At 69.9% G+C, this 17,337-nt stretch carries 20 protein-coding genes; 8 read left to right on the top strand and 12 right to left on the bottom strand.

Annotated features, from left to right (window positions below):
• Positions 1 to 177 precede the first annotated feature (177 nt).
• Positions 178 to 1,074 (top strand): deoxyribonuclease IV, encoded by an 897-nt coding sequence (locus FCI23_RS27460; protein WP_136726618.1) that lies wholly within the window; start codon positions 178 to 180, stop codon positions 1,072 to 1,074.
• Between the two features lie 62 nt (positions 1,075 to 1,136).
• Here the strand turns inward: FCI23_RS27460 and FCI23_RS27455 are convergent, their stop codons facing one another.
• Positions 1,137 to 1,751: a sulfite oxidase-like oxidoreductase gene (locus tag FCI23_RS27455; RefSeq protein ID WP_136726617.1), complete on the bottom strand. Its 615-nt coding sequence runs from the start codon at positions 1,749 to 1,751 to the stop codon at positions 1,137 to 1,139.
• Between the two features lie 138 nt (positions 1,752 to 1,889).
• Here FCI23_RS27455 and bfr point away from each other — a divergent pair, with 138 nt between their 5' ends.
• Entirely contained in the window at positions 1,890 to 2,369 is a 480-nt protein-coding gene (gene bfr / locus FCI23_RS27450; protein ID WP_136726616.1) for a bacterioferritin, read from the top strand.
• A 27-nt stretch (positions 2,370 to 2,396) separates the two neighbouring features.
• Here the strand turns inward: bfr and FCI23_RS27445 are convergent, their stop codons facing one another.
• From FCI23_RS27445 to FCI23_RS27435, 3 genes are all read right to left on the bottom strand, one after another.
• Entirely contained in the window at positions 2,397 to 2,645 is a 249-nt protein-coding gene (locus FCI23_RS27445; RefSeq protein ID WP_246144061.1) for a (2Fe-2S)-binding protein, read from the bottom strand.
• 124 nt (positions 2,646 to 2,769) lie between these two features.
• Positions 2,770 to 4,119 (bottom strand): class II 3-deoxy-7-phosphoheptulonate synthase, encoded by a 1,350-nt coding sequence (locus tag FCI23_RS27440; RefSeq protein ID WP_136726615.1) that lies wholly within the window; start codon positions 4,117 to 4,119, stop codon positions 2,770 to 2,772.
• Between the two features lie 69 nt (positions 4,120 to 4,188).
• Complete coding sequence (locus FCI23_RS27435) at positions 4,189 to 4,602, bottom strand: ATP-binding protein (protein WP_246144060.1); 414 nt, start codon at positions 4,600 to 4,602, stop codon at positions 4,189 to 4,191.
• A gap of 71 nt (positions 4,603 to 4,673) precedes the next feature.
• On the opposite strand from FCI23_RS27435, the gene FCI23_RS27430 reads away from it, so the two are divergent.
• The 3 genes from FCI23_RS27430 to FCI23_RS27420 all read left to right on the top strand — a co-directional run bounded on the left by FCI23_RS27430 (position 4,674) and on the right by FCI23_RS27420 (position 6,157).
• Positions 4,674 to 5,501, top strand: a complete 828-nt coding sequence (locus tag FCI23_RS27430) for a helix-turn-helix domain-containing protein (protein WP_136726614.1) — start codon at positions 4,674 to 4,676, stop codon at positions 5,499 to 5,501.
• Positions 5,482 to 5,760, top strand: coding sequence for a DUF397 domain-containing protein (locus FCI23_RS27425; RefSeq protein WP_136726613.1), 279 nt, complete (start codon positions 5,482 to 5,484; stop codon positions 5,758 to 5,760). The genes FCI23_RS27430 and FCI23_RS27425 overlap by 20 nt, the downstream gene beginning before the upstream one ends.
• A 196-nt stretch (positions 5,761 to 5,956) precedes the next feature.
• Positions 5,957 to 6,157 (top strand): hypothetical protein, encoded by a 201-nt coding sequence (locus tag FCI23_RS27420; protein WP_136726612.1) that lies wholly within the window; start codon positions 5,957 to 5,959, stop codon positions 6,155 to 6,157.
• Between the two features lie 148 nt (positions 6,158 to 6,305).
• Here FCI23_RS27420 and FCI23_RS27415 read toward each other — a convergent pair whose 3' ends face one another.
• Positions 6,306 to 6,818, bottom strand: a complete 513-nt coding sequence (locus FCI23_RS27415; RefSeq protein WP_211265489.1) for a GNAT family N-acetyltransferase — start codon at positions 6,816 to 6,818, stop codon at positions 6,306 to 6,308.
• A 76-nt stretch (positions 6,819 to 6,894) separates the two neighbouring features.
• On the bottom strand, positions 6,895 to 7,788 hold the full coding sequence (locus tag FCI23_RS27410) for a nuclear transport factor 2 family protein (RefSeq protein ID WP_136726610.1): 894 nt from the start codon (positions 7,786 to 7,788) through the stop codon (positions 6,895 to 6,897).
• 275 nt (positions 7,789 to 8,063) lie between these two features.
• Between FCI23_RS27410 and FCI23_RS27405 the strand changes: the two genes are divergently transcribed.
• The gene (locus FCI23_RS27405) at positions 8,064 to 9,992 is read left to right on the top strand and encodes an anthranilate synthase family protein (protein ID WP_136726609.1); all 1,929 of its coding nucleotides are present in this window, start codon (positions 8,064 to 8,066) and stop codon (positions 9,990 to 9,992) included.
• 51 nt (positions 9,993 to 10,043) lie between these two features.
• Here the strand turns inward: FCI23_RS27405 and FCI23_RS27400 are convergent, their stop codons facing one another.
• From FCI23_RS27400 to FCI23_RS27380, 5 genes are all read right to left on the bottom strand, one after another.
• Entirely contained in the window at positions 10,044 to 10,727 is a 684-nt protein-coding gene (locus FCI23_RS27400) for a uridine kinase family protein (protein ID WP_136726608.1), read from the bottom strand.
• A gap of 131 nt (positions 10,728 to 10,858) precedes the next feature.
• Positions 10,859 to 11,887, bottom strand: a complete 1,029-nt coding sequence (locus FCI23_RS27395; RefSeq protein WP_136726607.1) for a 6-phosphofructokinase — start codon at positions 11,885 to 11,887, stop codon at positions 10,859 to 10,861.
• 328 nt (positions 11,888 to 12,215) lie between these two features.
• A complete protein-coding gene (locus FCI23_RS27390) occupies positions 12,216 to 12,857 on the bottom strand; it encodes a response regulator (RefSeq protein ID WP_136726627.1) in 642 nt (213 codons plus the stop codon).
• Between the two features lie 11 nt (positions 12,858 to 12,868).
• On the bottom strand, positions 12,869 to 14,083 hold the full coding sequence (gene macS, locus FCI23_RS27385) for a MacS family sensor histidine kinase (protein WP_246144065.1): 1,215 nt from the start codon (positions 14,081 to 14,083) through the stop codon (positions 12,869 to 12,871).
• Positions 14,084 to 14,167: 84 nt separating this feature from the next.
• Positions 14,168 to 14,959 carry a lysophospholipid acyltransferase family protein gene (locus FCI23_RS27380; RefSeq protein ID WP_136726606.1) on the bottom strand — a complete coding sequence of 264 codons (792 nt, stop codon included), beginning with the start codon at positions 14,957 to 14,959 and terminating at the stop codon, positions 14,168 to 14,170.
• Between the two features lie 142 nt (positions 14,960 to 15,101).
• Between FCI23_RS27380 and FCI23_RS27375 the strand changes: the two genes are divergently transcribed.
• Positions 15,102 to 15,875 (top strand): alpha/beta hydrolase, encoded by a 774-nt coding sequence (locus tag FCI23_RS27375; protein ID WP_136726605.1) that lies wholly within the window; start codon positions 15,102 to 15,104, stop codon positions 15,873 to 15,875.
• Entirely contained in the window at positions 15,868 to 16,461 is a 594-nt protein-coding gene (locus FCI23_RS27370; protein ID WP_136726604.1) for a hypothetical protein, read from the top strand. The genes FCI23_RS27375 and FCI23_RS27370 overlap by 8 nt, the downstream gene beginning before the upstream one ends.
• 16 nt (positions 16,462 to 16,477) lie before the next feature.
• Here the strand turns inward: FCI23_RS27370 and FCI23_RS27365 are convergent, their stop codons facing one another.
• A complete protein-coding gene (locus FCI23_RS27365) occupies positions 16,478 to 17,242 on the bottom strand; it encodes an endonuclease/exonuclease/phosphatase family protein (protein ID WP_136726603.1) in 765 nt (254 codons plus the stop codon).
• Positions 17,243 to 17,337: the final 95 nt, after the last annotated feature.

Below are 17,337 nucleotides of genomic sequence, written 5' to 3'. Positions count from 1 at the left end.
GACGGAGTCTGGGGGAGAGTCGTCGACCGACACCGACGGCAACACTTCCAGGCGCCCCCGCCGACGGAGTCGGCTGATGTCACAGCTCGGCACGCGACGCCGCCCCACCTATTCGCGCGGCCTCTAAGGCCTGTCCGGCCCTGGGGCCGCCTGAACCTGCCGCCCGCAGGGCCTGGCATGCTGGTAACGGTGAGCACCACGAACCCCCGTACCCGCAACCCCGTCGGCGGCCATGTGCCGGTGGCCGGCGGCCTGGCCGCGAACGGCTTGTCGTACGCGGCCACGATGAGCGCCGAGACCGTCCAGGTCTTTGTCGCCAACCCGCGCGGCTGGGCCACTCCGCCCGGCAACCCGGCCCAGGACGAGGAGTTCCGGGAGCGCTGCACCGCCGGGACCGTACCGGCGTACGTACACGCCCCGTATCTGATCAACTTCGGCTCCCACACCCCCGCCACCGTTGAGCAGTCCATCATCTCGCTGCGGCACTCACTGCGCCGTGGCCGGGCGATCGGCGCCCTGGGCGTCGTCGTCCACACTGGGTCGGCGACCGGCGGCCGACCGCGCGAGGTGGCCCTCGCCCAGGTCCGCGAGCACCTGCTGCCGCTCCTGGAAGAACTGACGCACGCGGAGGACCCCTGGCTCCTGCTGGAGCCCACCGCGGGTCAGGGCGCCTCGCTGTGCTCCCTGATCGAGGATCTGGGCCCGTATTTCGAGGCCCTGGACCGGCACCCGCGCCTCGGGGTCTGCCTCGACACCTGCCACGCCTTCGCGGCCGGCCACGACATGGCTGCGCCCGGCGGCACAAAGGCATTGCTGGACGAGCTCGTCGCCACCGTCGGTGAGGGCCGTCTCAAGCTCATCCACGCCAACGACTCCAAGGACGTCGTCGGCGCCCACAAGGACCGCCACGAGAACATCGGCACCGGTCACATCGGCGCCGAGCCCTTCCGCGATCTGTTCACCCACCCGGCCACCCAGGGCGTCCCGCTCATCATCGAGACCCCGGGCGGCCCGGAGGGCCACGCGGCCGACGTGGCCCGGCTGAAGGAGCTCAGGCCCTGGTTTGATCTTTAACCTGCCCGGTCGCAGCGACCGGTCAGGCCTTAGAGGCCGCCCCGCCTATTCGCGCGGCCTCTTTAGAGTTCCGGGCCGTCGCCGGGGAGCTCCTGGTAGGAGTAACGCTGCTCGCCCCACGGGTCACCGATGTTGTGGTACCCGCGCTCCTCCCAGAAACCGCGGCGGTCGGCGGTCATGTACTCCACCCCCCGCACCCATTTGGGACCCTTCCAGGCGTACAGCTGCGGAACGATCAGCCGCGCCGGAAAACCGTGTTCGGCGGTAAGGGGTTCGCCGCCACGGTGCGTGGCGAAAATGGACTTGTCGTCGGCGAAATCCGCCAGCCTCAGATTGGAGCTGAACCCGTACTCGGCCCACACCATCACATGCGTGACCTCGGGTGCGGGCGGTGCCAGTTCCAGGAAGGCGGAGGCCGCGACCCCGCCCCATTCGACCCGGAGCATGCTGAACTTCGTCACGCAGTGGAAATCGCCGACAATGGTGGAGTACGGCAGCGCCGAGAACTCCTCGTGATTCCAGGCGTGCTTCTCGCCGTCCGCCGTCGCCCCGAAGACCTGGAACTCCCAGCGGTCGGACTTGAAACGCGGCACGGGCCCGTAATGCGTCACCGGCCAGCCTCGCTGCAGCCGCTGCCCCGGAGGAAGCTCCCCTTCGTGGCGTTCCGGCTGACCCATACCTCCATGGTGACAGACCGGACGCCATGCTCCCGACCAGGAAAACTCCGGTAAGCATGTACTTACTGGATCACACCCCGCTCAAGTGCGAGGATGCGCGGACTTGTCGAATCCACGATGGGAAGGACGGCGTCTGCCATGCAGGGCGACCCCGAGGTCATCGAGTTCCTGAACGAGCAGCTGACCGGCGAGCTGACCGCCATCAATCAGTACTTCCTCCATGCCAAGATGCAGGAGAACTTCGGCTGGACGAAGCTCGCGAAGTACACGAGGCACGAGTCGTTCGACGAGATGAAGCACGCGGAGGTACTCACCGACCGCATCCTCTTCCTCGAAGGTCTGCCCAACTACCAGCGGCTCTTCCACGTCCGCGTCGGTCAGACCGTCACCGAGATGTTCCAGGCCGACCGCCAGGTCGAGGTCGAGGCGATCGACCGGCTCAAGCGCGGCATCGAGGTCATGCGGGCCAAGGGCGACATCACCTCGGCGAACATCTTCGAATCCATCCTCGCGGACGAGGAACACCACATCGACTATCTCGACACCCAGCTGGAGCTGGTCGAGAAACTCGGCGAGCCGCTCTACATCGCACAGCTCATCGAGCAGCCCGAGAGCTGATCCCGAGCCGATTCCGGCGGGCGGCGCTCAGGCCGCTTCCGCGGCGTCCGTGCACAGCGATGCCGGTGCCGACACCGGCGGGATCTTCTCGGTGCGGGTGACGCAACCCGCGCCACGGCCGAGCAGTGCTTGTATGCGACGGACGCAGGAGCCGCAGTCCGTGCCCGCCTTGCACGAGGAGGCGATCTGCCGGGGAGTGCACCGGCCGGAATCCGCGTGCTGCTTCACCTGCTCCTCGGTGATACCGAAGCATGAGCAGACGTACACGCGAATCACCTCCGTCTCGGGCGCCTGGGCTCAGGTTACCCTAACCTTACCCGGCACCCAGCAGAGTGAAAAGCCGAGAGGGGCAGGGATCGATGTGATCCCTGCCCCTCTCGGCCGGTAAGTCCCGCTCCGGTCAGCCCCGGTACATTTCGGCCACCAGGAACGCCAGGTCCAGCGACTGGCTGCGGTTGAGCCGCGGGTCGCACGCCGTCTCGTACCGCTGGTGCAGATCGTCGACGAAGATCTCGTCGCCGCCGCCCACGCACTCGGTGACATCGTCACCGGTCAGCTCGACATGAATACCGCCGGGGTGGGTCCCCAGGGCCTTGTGGACCTCGAAGAAGCCCTTCACCTCGTCCAGCACGTCATCAAAGCGCCGCGTCTTGTGCCCCGAGGCCGCCTCGAAGGTGTTCCCGTGCATCGGGTCGCACACCCACGCCACTCGTGCCCCCGACGCCGTGACCTTCTCCACCAGCTCCGGCAGCAGATCCCGGACCTTACCCGCCCCGAACCGCGCGACGAACGTCAGCCGCCCCGGCGTCCGCTCCGGGTCCAGCCGCTCGATCAGTGCCAGCGCGTCCTCCGGCTTGGTCGTCGGCCCCAGCTTCACCCCGACCGGGTTGCTGATCCTCGACGCGAACTCGACGTGCGCCCCGTCCAGCTGCCGTGTCCGCTCACCGATCCACACCATGTGGCCGGATACGTCGTAAAGCTTGCCGGTCCTGGAGTCGGTGCGGGTCAGGGCCGACTCGTAGTCCAGCAGCAGCGCCTCGTGCGAGGCGAAGAACTCCACCGTGCGGAATTCGGCCGGATCCGCCCCGCACGCCTTCATGAAGTTCAGCGCGTTGTCGATCTCCCGGGCCAGCGCCTCGTACCGCTGGCCGGACGGCGAGCTCTTCACAAAGTCCTGGTTCCAGGCGTGCACCTGCCGCAGGTCCGCGTACCCGCCCGTCGTAAACGCCCGCACCAGGTTCAGCGTCGACGACGACGCGTGGTACATCTGCTTCAGACGCTCGGGATCCGGGATCCGCGCGGCCTCGGTGAACTCGAACCCGTTCACCGAATCGCCCCGGTACGTCGGCAGGGTCACCCCGTTCCGCGTCTCCGTCGACTTGGACCGCGGCTTGGAGTACTGGCCGGCGATCCGGCCCACCTTCACCACCGGGACGGCCGCGGCGTACGTCAGCACGGCGCCCATCTGCAGCAGCGTCTTCAGCTTGTTGCGGATCTGGTCCGCGCTGACCTGGTCGAACGCCTCCGCGCAGTCGCCGCCCTGCAGCAGGAACGCCTCACCACGGGCCACCGCCCCCAGGCGGTCGCGCAGTTGGTCGCACTCGCCCGCGAAGACGAGCGGAGGATACGATTCGAGGTCCGCGATCACATCGCGCAGAGCCTCGGCATCGGGGTACTCAGGCTGCTGCGCCGCGGGAAGAGAGCGCCAGGTGTTCGCACCGGCGTCGTGGGTATCAGCGTTCACGGTCACAGTTCCACATTACGGGGTCATGTCCACCCCTTTACGCATTAGCCCAGGGGATGAGACGGCCGCTGCCGCTCACCCCCCGGCCTTCAGCTCGAACCACACGGTCTTGCCCGTACCGTCGGCGGCCGGTTCGGCGGCCCACGCGTGCGTGATCGCCCCGAGCAGCGCCAGCCCCCGCCCGTCCTCGTCCAGCTCTCCGGCCCTTCGCGGCACGGGCAGCGCCAGCGAACCGTCGCTCACCTCCACCCGGATCCCGCCGTCCTGCCGCAGGACCCGCAGCGCGCACAGCCCGTCCGCGGCATGCCGGATCACATTCGCGAGCACTTCCGTCACCGCCAGCTCAGCGGCATCCGACAGCTCCGGCATCCCCCACCGCCGCAGATGTGTCCGTACGATCCGCCGGATGTGCCGCAGCGCGTGCGGGGTGACGGCCAGCGTCATGCGGTACTGGCTCGGAGGGTCTTCGTCACCAAAAGCCTTGTTCATGCCGCAAGAGTGCCATCAGCCAACTACCCTGAGCTACAATCCGAATACAACCTGCAATGGAGTTGGCGCCCGTGACAAACATCCGGAACCTCAACCCGAGCATGTCGCCGCTCGACTACTACGGCTCCGAACTGCGGCGTCTCCGCGAGGCCGCCCGCCTCAGCCAGAAGCAGCTCGGCGAGATCCTCAGCTACACCAGCTCATTGATCGGCCAGATCGAAACCGCCCGCAAGTGCCCGACCCCCGAGTTCACCGAACGCGCGGACGCCGCACTGGGCGCGGGCGGCTCCCTGATCCGGCTGCTGGACCTGGTCCTGAAGAGCGCATTGCCGCCGTGGTTCCAGCCGTACGCTGACGCTGAGTCGAACGCCACGCATATCTACACGTACCAGGCCCAGTTGGTGCATGGCCTGTTGCAGACCGAGGCATACGCGCGTGCTGTCCTTGGCGTGCTCCGGCAGGAGAGCCTCGACGACCGGGTTACCGCTCGCCTGGCCCGTCAGAAGATCCTCCGCCGGGAGAACCCGCCGCTGATGTGGGCCGTCCTGGACGAGGCCGTACTGTACCGGCCGATGGGCGGCCCGGAGGTGATGCGACACCAACTGGCCCACCTGTTGGCGTCCCGGGACCGGGAGTGGGTCAACGTCCAGGTCCTGCCGTTCGTGGCAGGAGCCCACGCGGGGCTGATGGGCACATTCACCATCCTCCGCCTGCCGGACGAGCCGGACATCGCCTACGCCGAGGACTATGAGACGAGCCACGCGACCGTGAATCCGCCCGACGTCAAAGCCCGTTCACTCCGTTACGATCATTTGCAGGCCGCCGCCCTGTCCGTCGAGGACTCGGCGGAGTTGATCGCCCAGGTGATGGAGGAACGCTATGCGGAGCAGCAGCCCTGACCTGACCGGCGCGCAGTGGCGCAAGTCCAGCTACAGCAGCGACACCGGCGGCGAATGCATCGAAGCCGCCGCCCTCCAGGGCGCACAGTGGCGCAAGTCCAGCTACAGCGGCGACACCGGCGGCGAATGCGTCGAGGCCGCCGCCACACACGGCATCATCGCCGTCCGCGACTCCAAAAACCCCGACGGGCCCGCCCTCGGCTTCGGACCGGCCGCCTTCGCGGCTTTCGTCTCCGCTGCCGCGTCAGGCGAATTCTGACGTAAAGCCGGAACCGGATGGTTCGGGAGCGTTCCGCACCGCGTCCCGTTCGGTACGTAGCGCGGTGGCGGTGGGGGTGCGGGCGGCCCAGCCGGCGGCAGACCGAAGACCATCGGCGTCATCGCGTTCGGCCCCTCGCCCCACCGGGGTGGGGCGCCTTCGCGTGACCTCCCGTCGGGCGCCGCGTTACCCGGGCATGGATCTCCCCGTCGATGACCCGCTGGCCCCGCACCCCTACCCGCGCGTCGTCGTCGTCGAGCTGCGCGGGCCGCTGGAGGAGGTCGCCACGGTGCAGACGTGGATCGCGGCGCGGGCCCTGTACTCCGACGCGACGGTCATGGGCGTGTTTGGCGACAAGGTGAGCTGCCAGATGAACGTCGTGGTCGGTGAGGAGTAGACAGCCGCCTGAACGCACCACGCGCTGCACCGGGCCGGTCATGCACTCACGCCCCAGGGCGTGCCACGTGAAGAAACGGGGTCCGCCGGGGAATCCGCGATTCCCGGCGCTGGCTCTGGACGGGACGTCGGGCTGTATGCGCTCCGGATCAGCCGAGGTCGAAGCGCCAGTCATTGCTCGGCTTGACGGTGCCCTTCGGGTACTCGAACTCGCACTCGGCGACGAACGAGAAGCCTGCCTTGCGGCAGATCGCATTTGAGGCGAGGTGTTCGACCGACGGGAACGCATGCAGCCACTGGTGCTTCCGTACAGGGCGCAGGGTCTCGACGAGGCTTATCGCTGCGGCGGCCGCGATGCCCCGGCCCTGGTACTCCGGCAGGACGCCCCAACCGGTCTCGTAGACCCACTCGTCCTGCCAGACCTTCTCCCAGTACCCGACGCTGCCGACCTTTTCGCCCTCGGGCAGCAGGGCGACGCTGAACATCTGCCCCACCCCCGGCCCGCTCAGGTTGAGGTACCGCTCGTGGCGTGCGAGAAGCTTCTCCTCGCTTTCCGGGCCGCCCAGATACTTGGTCATCTCCGGCTCATTCTTGCGGCGCAGCAGGTCGAGGTCGCCGTCCGCCCAGGGTGCGATTCGCACATGCGCTGTCATGGCGTTCATGCTTCCACGCACCACTGACAGTCGGTCCGATCTGCTTGCTGAGAGCGGATTGTGAGACGGGCCGGTGCGGCAGCGGTCAGTTCGGGGCGTTGCCGCGCGCCGCGCGCTTCGGCATCTGCTGGATCACGCTCCAGTGCTCGGCGAATTTTCCGTTGAAGTCCACCCGGTAGAGGTCGCCCATGGCTACCGGGCCGCGGGGCGAGGGGATGACGCTGTGCACGAAGACGAACTTCATGTCGGCGACGATGCGCTGGATCCGGAGCTGGTCGCCGCTGTTGCGGACCGGGAGGCTTCGCGCGAAGTCGAGGTAGGCCTGGGGTCCGTCGCCGATGTCCGGGTCGTGCTGGACCAGATCCGGGGCGAGGTATTTGCCGACGGCTTCCTGGGCGCGGCCCTGGTTGAAGACGAGGTCGGTGAAATCGCGGGCGTCGTCGGTGTGGTGCTGGAGCCATTCGGGCTGGGTCCAGGGGCTTTCGGTGGTGCCGTCGGTGAGGGTGTGGCCGTTGGCGGAGCGGGCGGGGACGGTCTGCTTGAGGGTCCAGTGCTCGGCGATGCGGCCGGCGTCGAGACGGTAGACCTCGAAGGCGGCGGTGCCGCGGTCCGCGGGGGTGCGCTTTTGGAGGACGTGGAGCACGACGAGGTGGTCCTGGGCGAGGGCGCGCAGGACGGTTTCCCGCAGGCGGGGGTACTGGCGCAGGCGGGAGGCGGTGGCGCGGGCCCAGGGGCGGGCGCCGTTGGCGAGGGCGGGGTCGTGCTGGACGAGGCCGGGGGCGAGGTAGCGGTCGGCGGCCTGTTGTGGCCGCTTCTCGTTGTAGGCCAGGTTGGTGAAGTCGGTGGCGATGCGTTTGTCGGTGTCGATGTCGCTGTCGGCGGCGGCGGCCGGGGTGCCGGCGGAGCTGACGGCCGAGGAGGCCAGCAGCACGGCAATGCACGCGGCCATGGCCGTCCGGCGGAGGATGTGTGTGGTCACCGTCGTCCTTCTGTTGGTGGGGCTTCTGATCACCATGGGGCGGCACGGCCCGGGCCGGGGCAAGCCGGAGCGCCTGGACGGGTGAGGCCGGGGATGCGTTAGGGTCGAGCTATGTTCGCGCAGCAGACCAACCTGTGCTGGTGGTGGACCGTCCAACCGGCGGCCCACTGATTGCGCGTTCCTGACAACGCCAAGGCCGCCCGAGGGGCGGCCTTCAGTGTTTTCGCGGCCGCTCCTCCCGTTCTGTCGATTCTGTCGATCGGAAGGACTCCGCCATGCACCTCACCGCAGCTGCTCTCGTCGAGCGGCTCCTCGACCCCGCCTGCCCACCGTTCGCGCTGCTCCGCCGCCGTACGCCCGGCCGTGCCACCGGCCCGGCCACCGTCGAAGTGCTGCTCGGCCCGGTCTCCGAGGCCGGGCGGCTGGCCGACATCCAGTTGCCGGCCGGGGTCCCGGACGGCGGGACGGAAGCGCTGGACGCGCTGGCGCTGGTGCCGTACCGGCAGATCAGGGAGCGGGGCTTCGAGGTACGCGACGACGGGACGCCGCTGGCCGTGCTGCGGCCCGAGGAGACGTACGAGCTTCCCCTGGACGAGGTGCTGGACGCACTGCCCGCGCATGACGTGCGGGTCGAGAACGGGGCCTTCGACGTCGACGACGAGACATACGCCGGGATCGTCGAGCGGGTGATCAAGGACGAGATCGGGCGCGGCGAGGGCGCGAATTTCGTGATCCGGCGGACCTTCCAGGGGACGATCGAGGGGTACGGGCGGGCTGACGCCCTGGCGCTGTTCCGGAAGCTGCTGATGGGTGAACGCGGGGCCTACTGGACGTACGTGGTGCACACGGCCGAGCGGACGCTGGTGGGGGCGAGCCCGGAGGTGCATGTGCGGATGTCCGGGGGGACGGTCGTGATGAACCCCATCAGCGGAACGTACCGCTATCCGGCGAGCGGGCCGGATGCCGAGGGGCTGCTCGCCTTCTTGCGTGACGCGAAGGAGGTGGAGGAGCTGACCATGGTGGTCGACGAGGAGCTGAAGATGATGTGCACCGTCGGCGACCTCGGCGGCCAGGTCATCGGCCCCCGGCTCAAGGAGATGTCCCACCTCGCGCACACCGAGTACGAGCTGCGCGGCCGCAGCACCATGGACGTCCGGGAGGTGCTCCGGGAGACCATGTTCGCGGCGACCGTCACCGGCTCGCCCGTGCAGAACGCCTGCCGGGTGATCGAGCGGTACGAACCCGGGGGGCGGGGGTACTACGCGGGGGCGCTGGCACTCATCGGGCGCGACGCGGGCGGGGCGCAGACGCTGGACTCGCCGATCCTGATCCGTACGGCGGACATCTCCGCCGGGGGGCGGCTGCGGGTCGGCGTCGGCGCCACCCTCGTACGGCACTCGGACCCGTACGCGGAGGTCGCCGAGACGCACGCGAAGGCGGCCGGGGTACTGACCGCGCTGGGGGTGCGGACCGCCCCCGTACGGGATGCGAGGGCGCCCGGGCCACGGCTGGCGGACGACATCCGGGTGCGGGCGGCGCTGGACGCTCGGCGGGCGAACCTGGCGCCGTTCTGGCTGCGGATGCGGACGGCGGCGCCGCAGGAGCGGGGACTGGACGGGCACGCCCTGGTGGTGGACGCGGAGGACACCTTCACGGCGATGCTGGCCCATGTGCTGCGCTCGTCCGGCCTGGAGGTGACCGTACGGCGGTACGACGAGCCGGGGCTGCGCGCGGCGGTGCTGGCGCACCAGGGCCCGGTGGTGCTCGGCCCCGGACCGGGCGACCCGGCGGACCCGGCCGACCCGAAGATGGCCTTCCTGCGGGCACTCACCGCCGAACTGATGCGGGAGCACCGGCACGGGCTGCTGGGCGTGTGCCTCGGCCAGGAGCTGATCGCGGCCCAGCTGGGGCTGGACATCGTACGGAAGGACCAGCCGTTCCAGGGGGCGCAGCTGGCGGTCGACCTGTTCGGGCGTGAGGAGGTCGTCGGCTTCTACAACTCGTTCACGGCGCGCTGCGACGACGCGAGCGCGGAGGAGCTGGCCATGCACCGCGTCGAGCTCAGCCGCGACCGCGCGACGGGCGATGTGCACGCGATGCGCGGGCCGGGCTTCGCGGGTGTCCAGTTCCATCCGGAGTCGGTGCTGACACTGAACGGCACCGCGATCGCAGCGGAGCTGCTGGCGACCGTGACCGTCGGCTGAGCCTGCGGCGCTTCCCCCACGCCCGTCGGGCGTGGGGGAAGCCCCAGGTCCTCAGACGCCGGACGGGCTGGTCTGTAGCCGGGGCCCCAGGCCGGACGCAGGCCACGCGCTTAGGCCGAGCGCGGCCGTCGCCTGGCCCCGGCCGCGCGCGCGGGGGGACGCCTGCGGGACCGGGTCGGCCAGGACCGGTCCGACCAGCCGCATGACGTCGGCGAGCATCTCGCGTTCCTCCGCCGTCCCGTCCACGACGAGGTCCGCCCGGTCCCGGGAGGGGGCCACGTACTCCGCGTGACGCTGGCGCCCGGAGGCCAGGTAGTTGAGCAGCGACAGGCGCGGGTCCTGCCGCTGCACCTCGATCTTGCGCAGGATCTTGCGTGCGAGGCGTACGTCGTCGGGGGTGTCGACGTACACCCGCCAGGTCGCCCGGCTCGCGACCGCGGGGAGGGTCAGCGCGAAGAGGCCCTCGACGACGACCAGCCGGACGCCGGAGCGGACGGCCGCGTCGATCGCGGTCGCTACCGCCGCCTGGTCGATGGAGCCGGGATGGTTCCAGTCGAGCACCGGGCAGCCGTTCGCGCTGACCGTCCACACACCTTCTCGCGGGTCGTGCGAGGGCACGTAGAAGTCGTCGATATGTACCAATTGGATGGTCTCGGGGTGGTGCAGCGACAGTGCCTCGGCAAGGGTGGACTTGCCGGATGCGGTGCCGCCTGCGACCGCCAGTACACCCGTCATGCCGGGCGCTCCTCAGCTGCTCATGGGGGGATTACGAAGCGGCCGGACAAGCCGGGTGCAGGGAATGTACGGCCGCCTGATCTCCGATGGCAAGCAGGGAAAGCTGTGCTGGCGCTCAGGAAACGTTGTGTTTACCCGAAGAAGACCCCCGCCTCGGCGTAGAGCTTCGGATCGACCGTTTTGATATGAGCTGTCGCCTCGGCGAGCGGCACCCTCACGATGTCCGTACCGCGCAGCGCGACCATCTTGCCCCAGTCCTGATCGCGTACGGCGTCGATCGCGTGCAGGCCGAACCGGGTGGCGAGCCAGCGGTCGAACGCGCTGGGGGTGCCACCGCGCTGGACGTGGCCGAGGACCGTTGTGCGGGCCTCCTTGCCGGTGCGCCGCTCGATCTCCTTGGCCAGCCATTCGCCGACGCCGGAGAGGCGTACGTGGCCGAAGGAGTCCAGGGTGCCGTCCTTGAGCACCAGGTCGCCGTCCTTGGGCATGGCGCCCTCGGCGATGACGACGATGGGCGCGTAGCGGATCTTGAAGCGGCTCTCCACCCAGGCGCAGACCTGGTCGACGTCGAAGCGCTGCTCGGGGATGAGGATGACGTTGGCGCCGCCCGCGAGACCCGAGTGCAGAGCGATCCAGCCGGCGTGGCGGCCCATGACCTCGACGACGAGGACGCGCATGTGCGACTCGGCGGTGGTGTGCAGCCGGTCGATGGCCTCGGTGGCGATATTGACGGCGGTGTCGAAGCCGAAGGTGTAGTCGGTGGAGGCGAGGTCGTTGTCGATGGTCTTCGGCACGCCGACGCACTTGATGCCGTACTGGTCGGCGAGGGCGGTCGCGACGCCGAGGGTGTCCTCGCCGCCGATCGCGATGAGCGCGTCGACCTCGTACTTGGCGAGGTTCTCCTTGACCCGGCGGATCCCGTTCTCCGCCTTGATCGGATTGGTGCGCGACGATCCGAGGATGGTGCCGCCGCGCGGCAGGATCCCGCGGACGGCGGGGATGTCGAGAGGAACGGTGTCGCCCTCCAGAGGGCCGCGCCAGCCGTCCCTGAAACCGACGAAGTCGTAGCCATACTCCTGGACACCCTTGCGGACGATGCCGCGGATGACTGCGTTGAGCCCGGGGCAGTCCCCGCCGCCGGTCAGCACTCCGACCCGCATGGAATCTTCCTTTCGTCGACATTGACGGATTTCACCAACGGCAACGCTAGCCGTGATCCAGGTCACACGTGACCGGCCGGACGGCTGTTTCCTTTGAATGCGCCGGGAGTTGGGATCCACACTTCACCCGATCGGGGGCGGTCCTTGTCCCGTCCGGGTGCCGTCACACGCGGGTCCGCTCACCGATCGGTGGCGAAGGCGCGGCAGGGGGCGGAACTTGGCGGAGCGGGAGGCAGGGACGGCCGGCGCGGGCCGAACCGGGGCACCGGCCGACGAGCCGAGTTGACATCGGACGCCGCAACTCCCGCCGCAGCGTTCGTGCGGCCTCTCAGTCGTCCAGGCCTTGCTCTATCGCGTAGCGGACAAGCTCGACGCGGTTGTGGAGCTGTAGCTTGCCGAGGGTGTTCTGGACGTGGTTCTGGACGGTGCGGTGGGAGATGACGAGGCGTTCGGCGATCTGCTTGTAGCTCAGGCCTTTGGCGACGAGGCGCAGGACTTCGGTCTCGCGGTCGGTGAGGCTGGGTGCCTGGGGCCCGTTGGGCACGGCGGGGGCCGGATCGGAGGCGAGGCGGCGGTATTCGCCGAGGACGAGGCCGGCGAGGCCCGGGGTGAAGACGGGGTCGCCGGCGGCGGTGCTGCGGACCGCGTCGACGAGCTCCTCGCGGCCGGCGGACTTCAGGAGGTACCCGGTGGCGCCGGACTTGACGGCTTCGAGGACGTCCTCGTGCTCGCCGCTGGCGGAAAGGACGAGGACGCGCAGCGCCGGGTTGTCGCCCATGACGGCCTTGCAGACCTGGACGCCGGAGAGACCGGGGAGGTTGAGGTCCAGGACAAGGACCTGGGGGGCGGCGGCGCGGGCGCGGCGGACGGCTTCGGGGCCGTCACCGGCGGTGGCGACTATGTCGAAACCGGCCTCTTCGAGGTCGCGGGCGACCGCGTCGCGCCACATGGGGTGGTCGTCGACCACCATGACCTTTACCTTCACCGGGCTGCTCCTCCGTCGCGCGGGACTCTGAGTTCTACTTCGGCGCCCTGCCCCGGCACGGAGATCAGTTCGGCGGTGCCGCCGAGGTCCCGGAGGCGGCCGCGGATGGACTGGGCGACGCCGAGCCGCCCTTCCCGTTCGGCGTCGGCGAGCCGGCCGTCAGGGATGCCGGGGCCGTCGTCGCGGACGCTGACCAGGATGGCGTCGGGGTCGTCCTCCAGGAGGACCCAGGCGTGGGCGGCGTCGCCGACATGCCTGGTCACGTTGTCGAGGGCGGCGCCGACGGCGGCGGCGATCTCGCCCGCGGCGTGCGGGCTCACGAGTACGGGGGTGGCCGGAGCCGAGACGGTCACCTGGGCGCTGCCGTAGGCCGTGAGCAGCGGCCGCAGATCGGCCGGACCGGATGCCCCGGCCGAGTCCTCGGCCTCGGCGGCCTCTAAGGCGGAGGTGCCCGCGCCGGACCGCAGGCCGGCCAGCAGACGGCCCCGGCGGACGGCGGCCGCTTCGTCAGGGCGCCGCGGGTCGGGGACGGGGCTGTCGGACACGAGGGAGCGCAGGGCCACTTCCTGCTCCCCGGCCATGCGGCCGAGGGCTTCGGCCTCGCCGCCTATCTCTGCGCCGCGCCGCTGGACCATGGCGAGGACCTGGAGCACGCTGTCGTGGATGTCGCGGGCGAGGCGTTCGCGCTCCCGGGTCGCCGCCTCGATCTGCAGCGCGCGGGCGAGGACGCGCTCGCTGGCGCGGGCGACCTCGACCACGTAGCCGATGGCGATGCTGGCGATCCAGACCAGCACGACGTTATGAATGGTCTCGCGGGAGAAAGCGCCGCGTTCGATCAGGTCGGCGATGCCGACGAGCGTGGAGGCGACGGCGGCGGGGCGCCAGCCGCCCTTGACGGCGAAGGCGAGGACGGAGCCTGCCGTCCATATGGAGGGGAGGGTGGTGGCGCCCTCGATGATCCGCTGGTGGGTGTCCACGACGGGGGTGAGGAGGATGCCGGCGAGGGCGACGGTGAGGTCGGCGGCGAGGAAACGCTTGGTGCAGCGCTCGGCGGAACCGACGTGGCCGAGGGTGAGGAGCGTCCAAAGGGCGAGGAACGCGAGGTAGGCCGCGGCGCCGAGCGGGTGCTTGAACTTGTTGTAGGCGACGGCGTACTGGCCGGTCGCGTAGAGGAGCGTGACCAGCCGGTACGCGGTGACCGCGCGCCACAGCGGCTACTCGACCGACATGCGCACGACACGTGGTTGTCTTGCCATATGCCCCTCCCCCGCCGGATCAGCCGGATCAACCGGCCGCTATGACCCGGGCCGCCCCTCGGTCTGGTCCTGCTGGTCCTGCTCGTCGGCCTGGCCGCTCCGGCCATTCTGTTCGTTCTGGCCCGTGAGCGACTCGTTCTTGGCCGCATCGGCGATCTGCCGCTTGGCGGCGGTCGCGTAGATGTCCACGTACTCCTGTCCGGAGAGCTTCATGATCGCGTACATCACCTCGTCGGTCACCGAACGCAGGATGAAGCGGTCGCTCTCCATGCCCATGTAGCGGGCGAAGTCCAGCGGCTTGCCGATCCGGATACCCGGCCGCACCGAGATACTCGGCATGACCTTGCCGACCGGCTGCACCTTCTCCGTATCGATCATCGCGACCGGGATCACCGGCGCACCGCTGGCCAGCGCGACCCGTGCCAGGCCCCCCGGCTTGCCCCGGTAGAGCCGGCCGTCGGGCGAACGGGTGCCCTCCGGGTAGATACCGAAGAGCTCACCGCGCTCCAGCACTTGGATGCCGCTCCGGACCGCCGCCTCGCCGGCACCACGCCCGCCCGAGCGGTCCACCGGCAGCTGGCCGACGCCCTTGAAGAAGGCAGCGGTGAGCTTGCCCTTCACACCGGGCGAGGTGAAGTACTCCGCCTTGGCGATGAAAGTGACCTTGCGGTCCAGCACCGCCGGCAGGAAGAACGAGTCCGAGAAGGACAGATGGTTGCTCGCCAGGATCGCAGGCCCCTCCGCCGGGATGTTCTCCAGACCTTCCACCCACGGGCGGAACGTGACCTTGAGAGCATTGCCGAGCGATATCTTCATCGCGCCGTAGAACAACGGAGGACCTCCTGTGTATGACGGTTAGACCTTAACGCCAGTCCAGGCTGGTCTCTCCCCTGGTGCCCGTCCCCCGCGTACTGTGAGGTATCACTTCCGTACCTCTTGCGGACCCCATGCCACCAGGAACAGGAGACAAACGGTGCCGCTCATGCCCGGAGCCGAGCCGTATCGCCATGACGGCGGCGAGGTCGGTGTCCTGCTCTGCCACGGTTTCACCGGCAGCCCGCACGCCGTGCGGCCGTGGGGTGAGTACCTCGCCGCCCGCGGGCACACCGTCTCCGCACCGCTGCTGCCCGGCCACGGCACCCGCTGGCAGGACATACAAACGACCGGCTGGCAGGACTGGTACGCCGAGGTCGACCGCGAGCTGCGCGCACTGTCCGGGCGCTGCTCGCGGGTCTTCGTGGGCGGCATCTCCATGGGCGGCACGCTGACGCTGCGACTGGCCGCACAGCATGGCGCGGCCATCGCCGGGATCATGCTGGTCAATCCGTCGTTGAAGGCCGACAGCCACCAGCTGAAGGCGGTGCCGGTGCTGCGGCATCTTGTGCCGTCCGTGCCGGGAATCGCGAGCGACATAGCGAAGGAGGGCATCGCCGAGGTCGGCTACGACCGCACTCCGCTGCACGCGGTGCACTCGCTGAGCCGCTTCTGGAAGGTGGTGCGGGCCGGACTGCCGCAGGTCACCCAGCCGCTGCTGCTCATGCACAGCCGCGTCGACCATGTGGTGCATCCGTCCAACTCGGCCCTCGTCATCGGGCGCGTGTCGTCCTCCGATGTCACCGAGCGGTTGCTGGAGCGCAGTTACCACGTCGCGACCCTGGACCACGACGCCGAGCAGATCTTCGAGGAGTCGTCACGGTTCATCCAGCGGCTCGCCCCGGCAGCGAAGGAGGGCGCGCCCCGTGGCTGAACGGGAAGAGGGCCCACAGCCGCCGGAGCCGGACGGCGTCCCGGAGCTCCCGTCGAAGCTCGACGAGGACGCTGCCTGGGCCGAGTTGGTCGCCACGTACGACGACGAGCCCGCGCCCGGCACCGGCTCCTGGCCGGCGGCGGAGGACCTTGCGGCGGTCGGGGACGGCGGCGCCGACACCAGCGCCGAGGACAGCGAGAGCGACGGGGAGGATGAGGAGGACGGCGGCAAGGACGCCCGTCCTGCCGCCCCGGCGTCTCCGGGGCCGGCCCGGTCGATAGTCGTGCACCCGGTGATCACGGGGCCGCGCGACTACGGGCTGGACGAGGAGGACGAGGGGCACTTCGTCCCGCCGGAGCCCCCGCCGCTGCCGGAAGCCGATGTGACCACGAAGTTCGCCTGGCTCGCCGTACTGGGCGGGCCATTGCTGATCTTCGTGTTCATCCTCCTGCAGCAGGAGCTGCCCTGGTGGGCGATCACGGCCGGCATCGGCGGCTTCCTGGGTGGCTTCGCGACCCTGGTGGCCAGGATGCGCCCCGGCAACGACGAGGACGACGACCTGCCGGGCGGCGGCGCCGTCGTTTGACGCGATTCCTTTGACGTCAGCCGGCAGCGGGGACCCGCAGGGCGGCCAGGACCGGAAGGTGGTCCGTGGCGGCCCTCAGGTCTGCTTCGGTGATGCCGGGGAGAGCCATCGGCACGCCGCAGCCGAGCACCTCCACGCCATGGGTGGCGAAGATGGCGTCAATGCGCTGGAGCGGGTCGCCCAGGCGGGTGGTGTGCTCGCCGCCCCAGGGCTTGCTGGCCCACGCGTCCTGCAGAGAGCCCGCGATGCGGCCGAATGTGCGGCCGCCGGGGCGGTCGTTGAGGTCGCCGCCGACGACAGCGTGCGGCTCGCCCATGGCGGCGAGGCGGTCGAGGAGCAGCCCGGCCTGGGTGTAGCGCTCGGCCGCCTGCATGCTGAGGTGGCAGCTGAGTACGGAGAGCCGTGCGCCGCCGACGCGGACGACGGCGGTCGCGAAGCCGCGCCGGTGGAGCGGGGGGTTGTGGGGCAGCAGCAGATCCTCCGTACGCTCCACGTTCACCCGCAGCGAGGAGAGGATCATCGGGCCGGTGGCGGGGGCGCCGCCGGTGACCCAGACCAGGCCGGAGGCGCGGGCGAGCCGGGCGGCCGCCTTGCGCCAGCGGAAGAAGCGCGGGGCTTCCTGTACGAGGACGAGGTCGGGGGCGCAGGCCCGGATGACCCGGGCGAGCGCCGCCTCGTCGTCGCGCATGGACCGGATGTTGTAGCTGAGCACGCGGATGACGGCGGAGCCGTCGGTCTCGGTGCGGGAGGCCGGAAGGTCCGGCGGGGCCGGGTGACTCACGCGTTCACTTTACCGGGGGGCGGGGCCGTGGCGCGGTGCCTGCGGCGCTTTCCCCTTCCCGCCCCTTCCCACAACCGGGGCGCTGCCCAGGGCCC

Origin of the sequence: Actinacidiphila oryziradicis (assembly GCF_005047355.1) — a bacterium.
Taxonomy (GTDB): Bacteria; Actinomycetota; Actinomycetes; order Streptomycetales; family Streptomycetaceae; genus Actinacidiphila; species Actinacidiphila oryziradicis.
The sequence above is the reverse complement of the archived record's forward strand: the minus strand, read 5'-3'. Positions and strand labels throughout refer to the sequence as shown.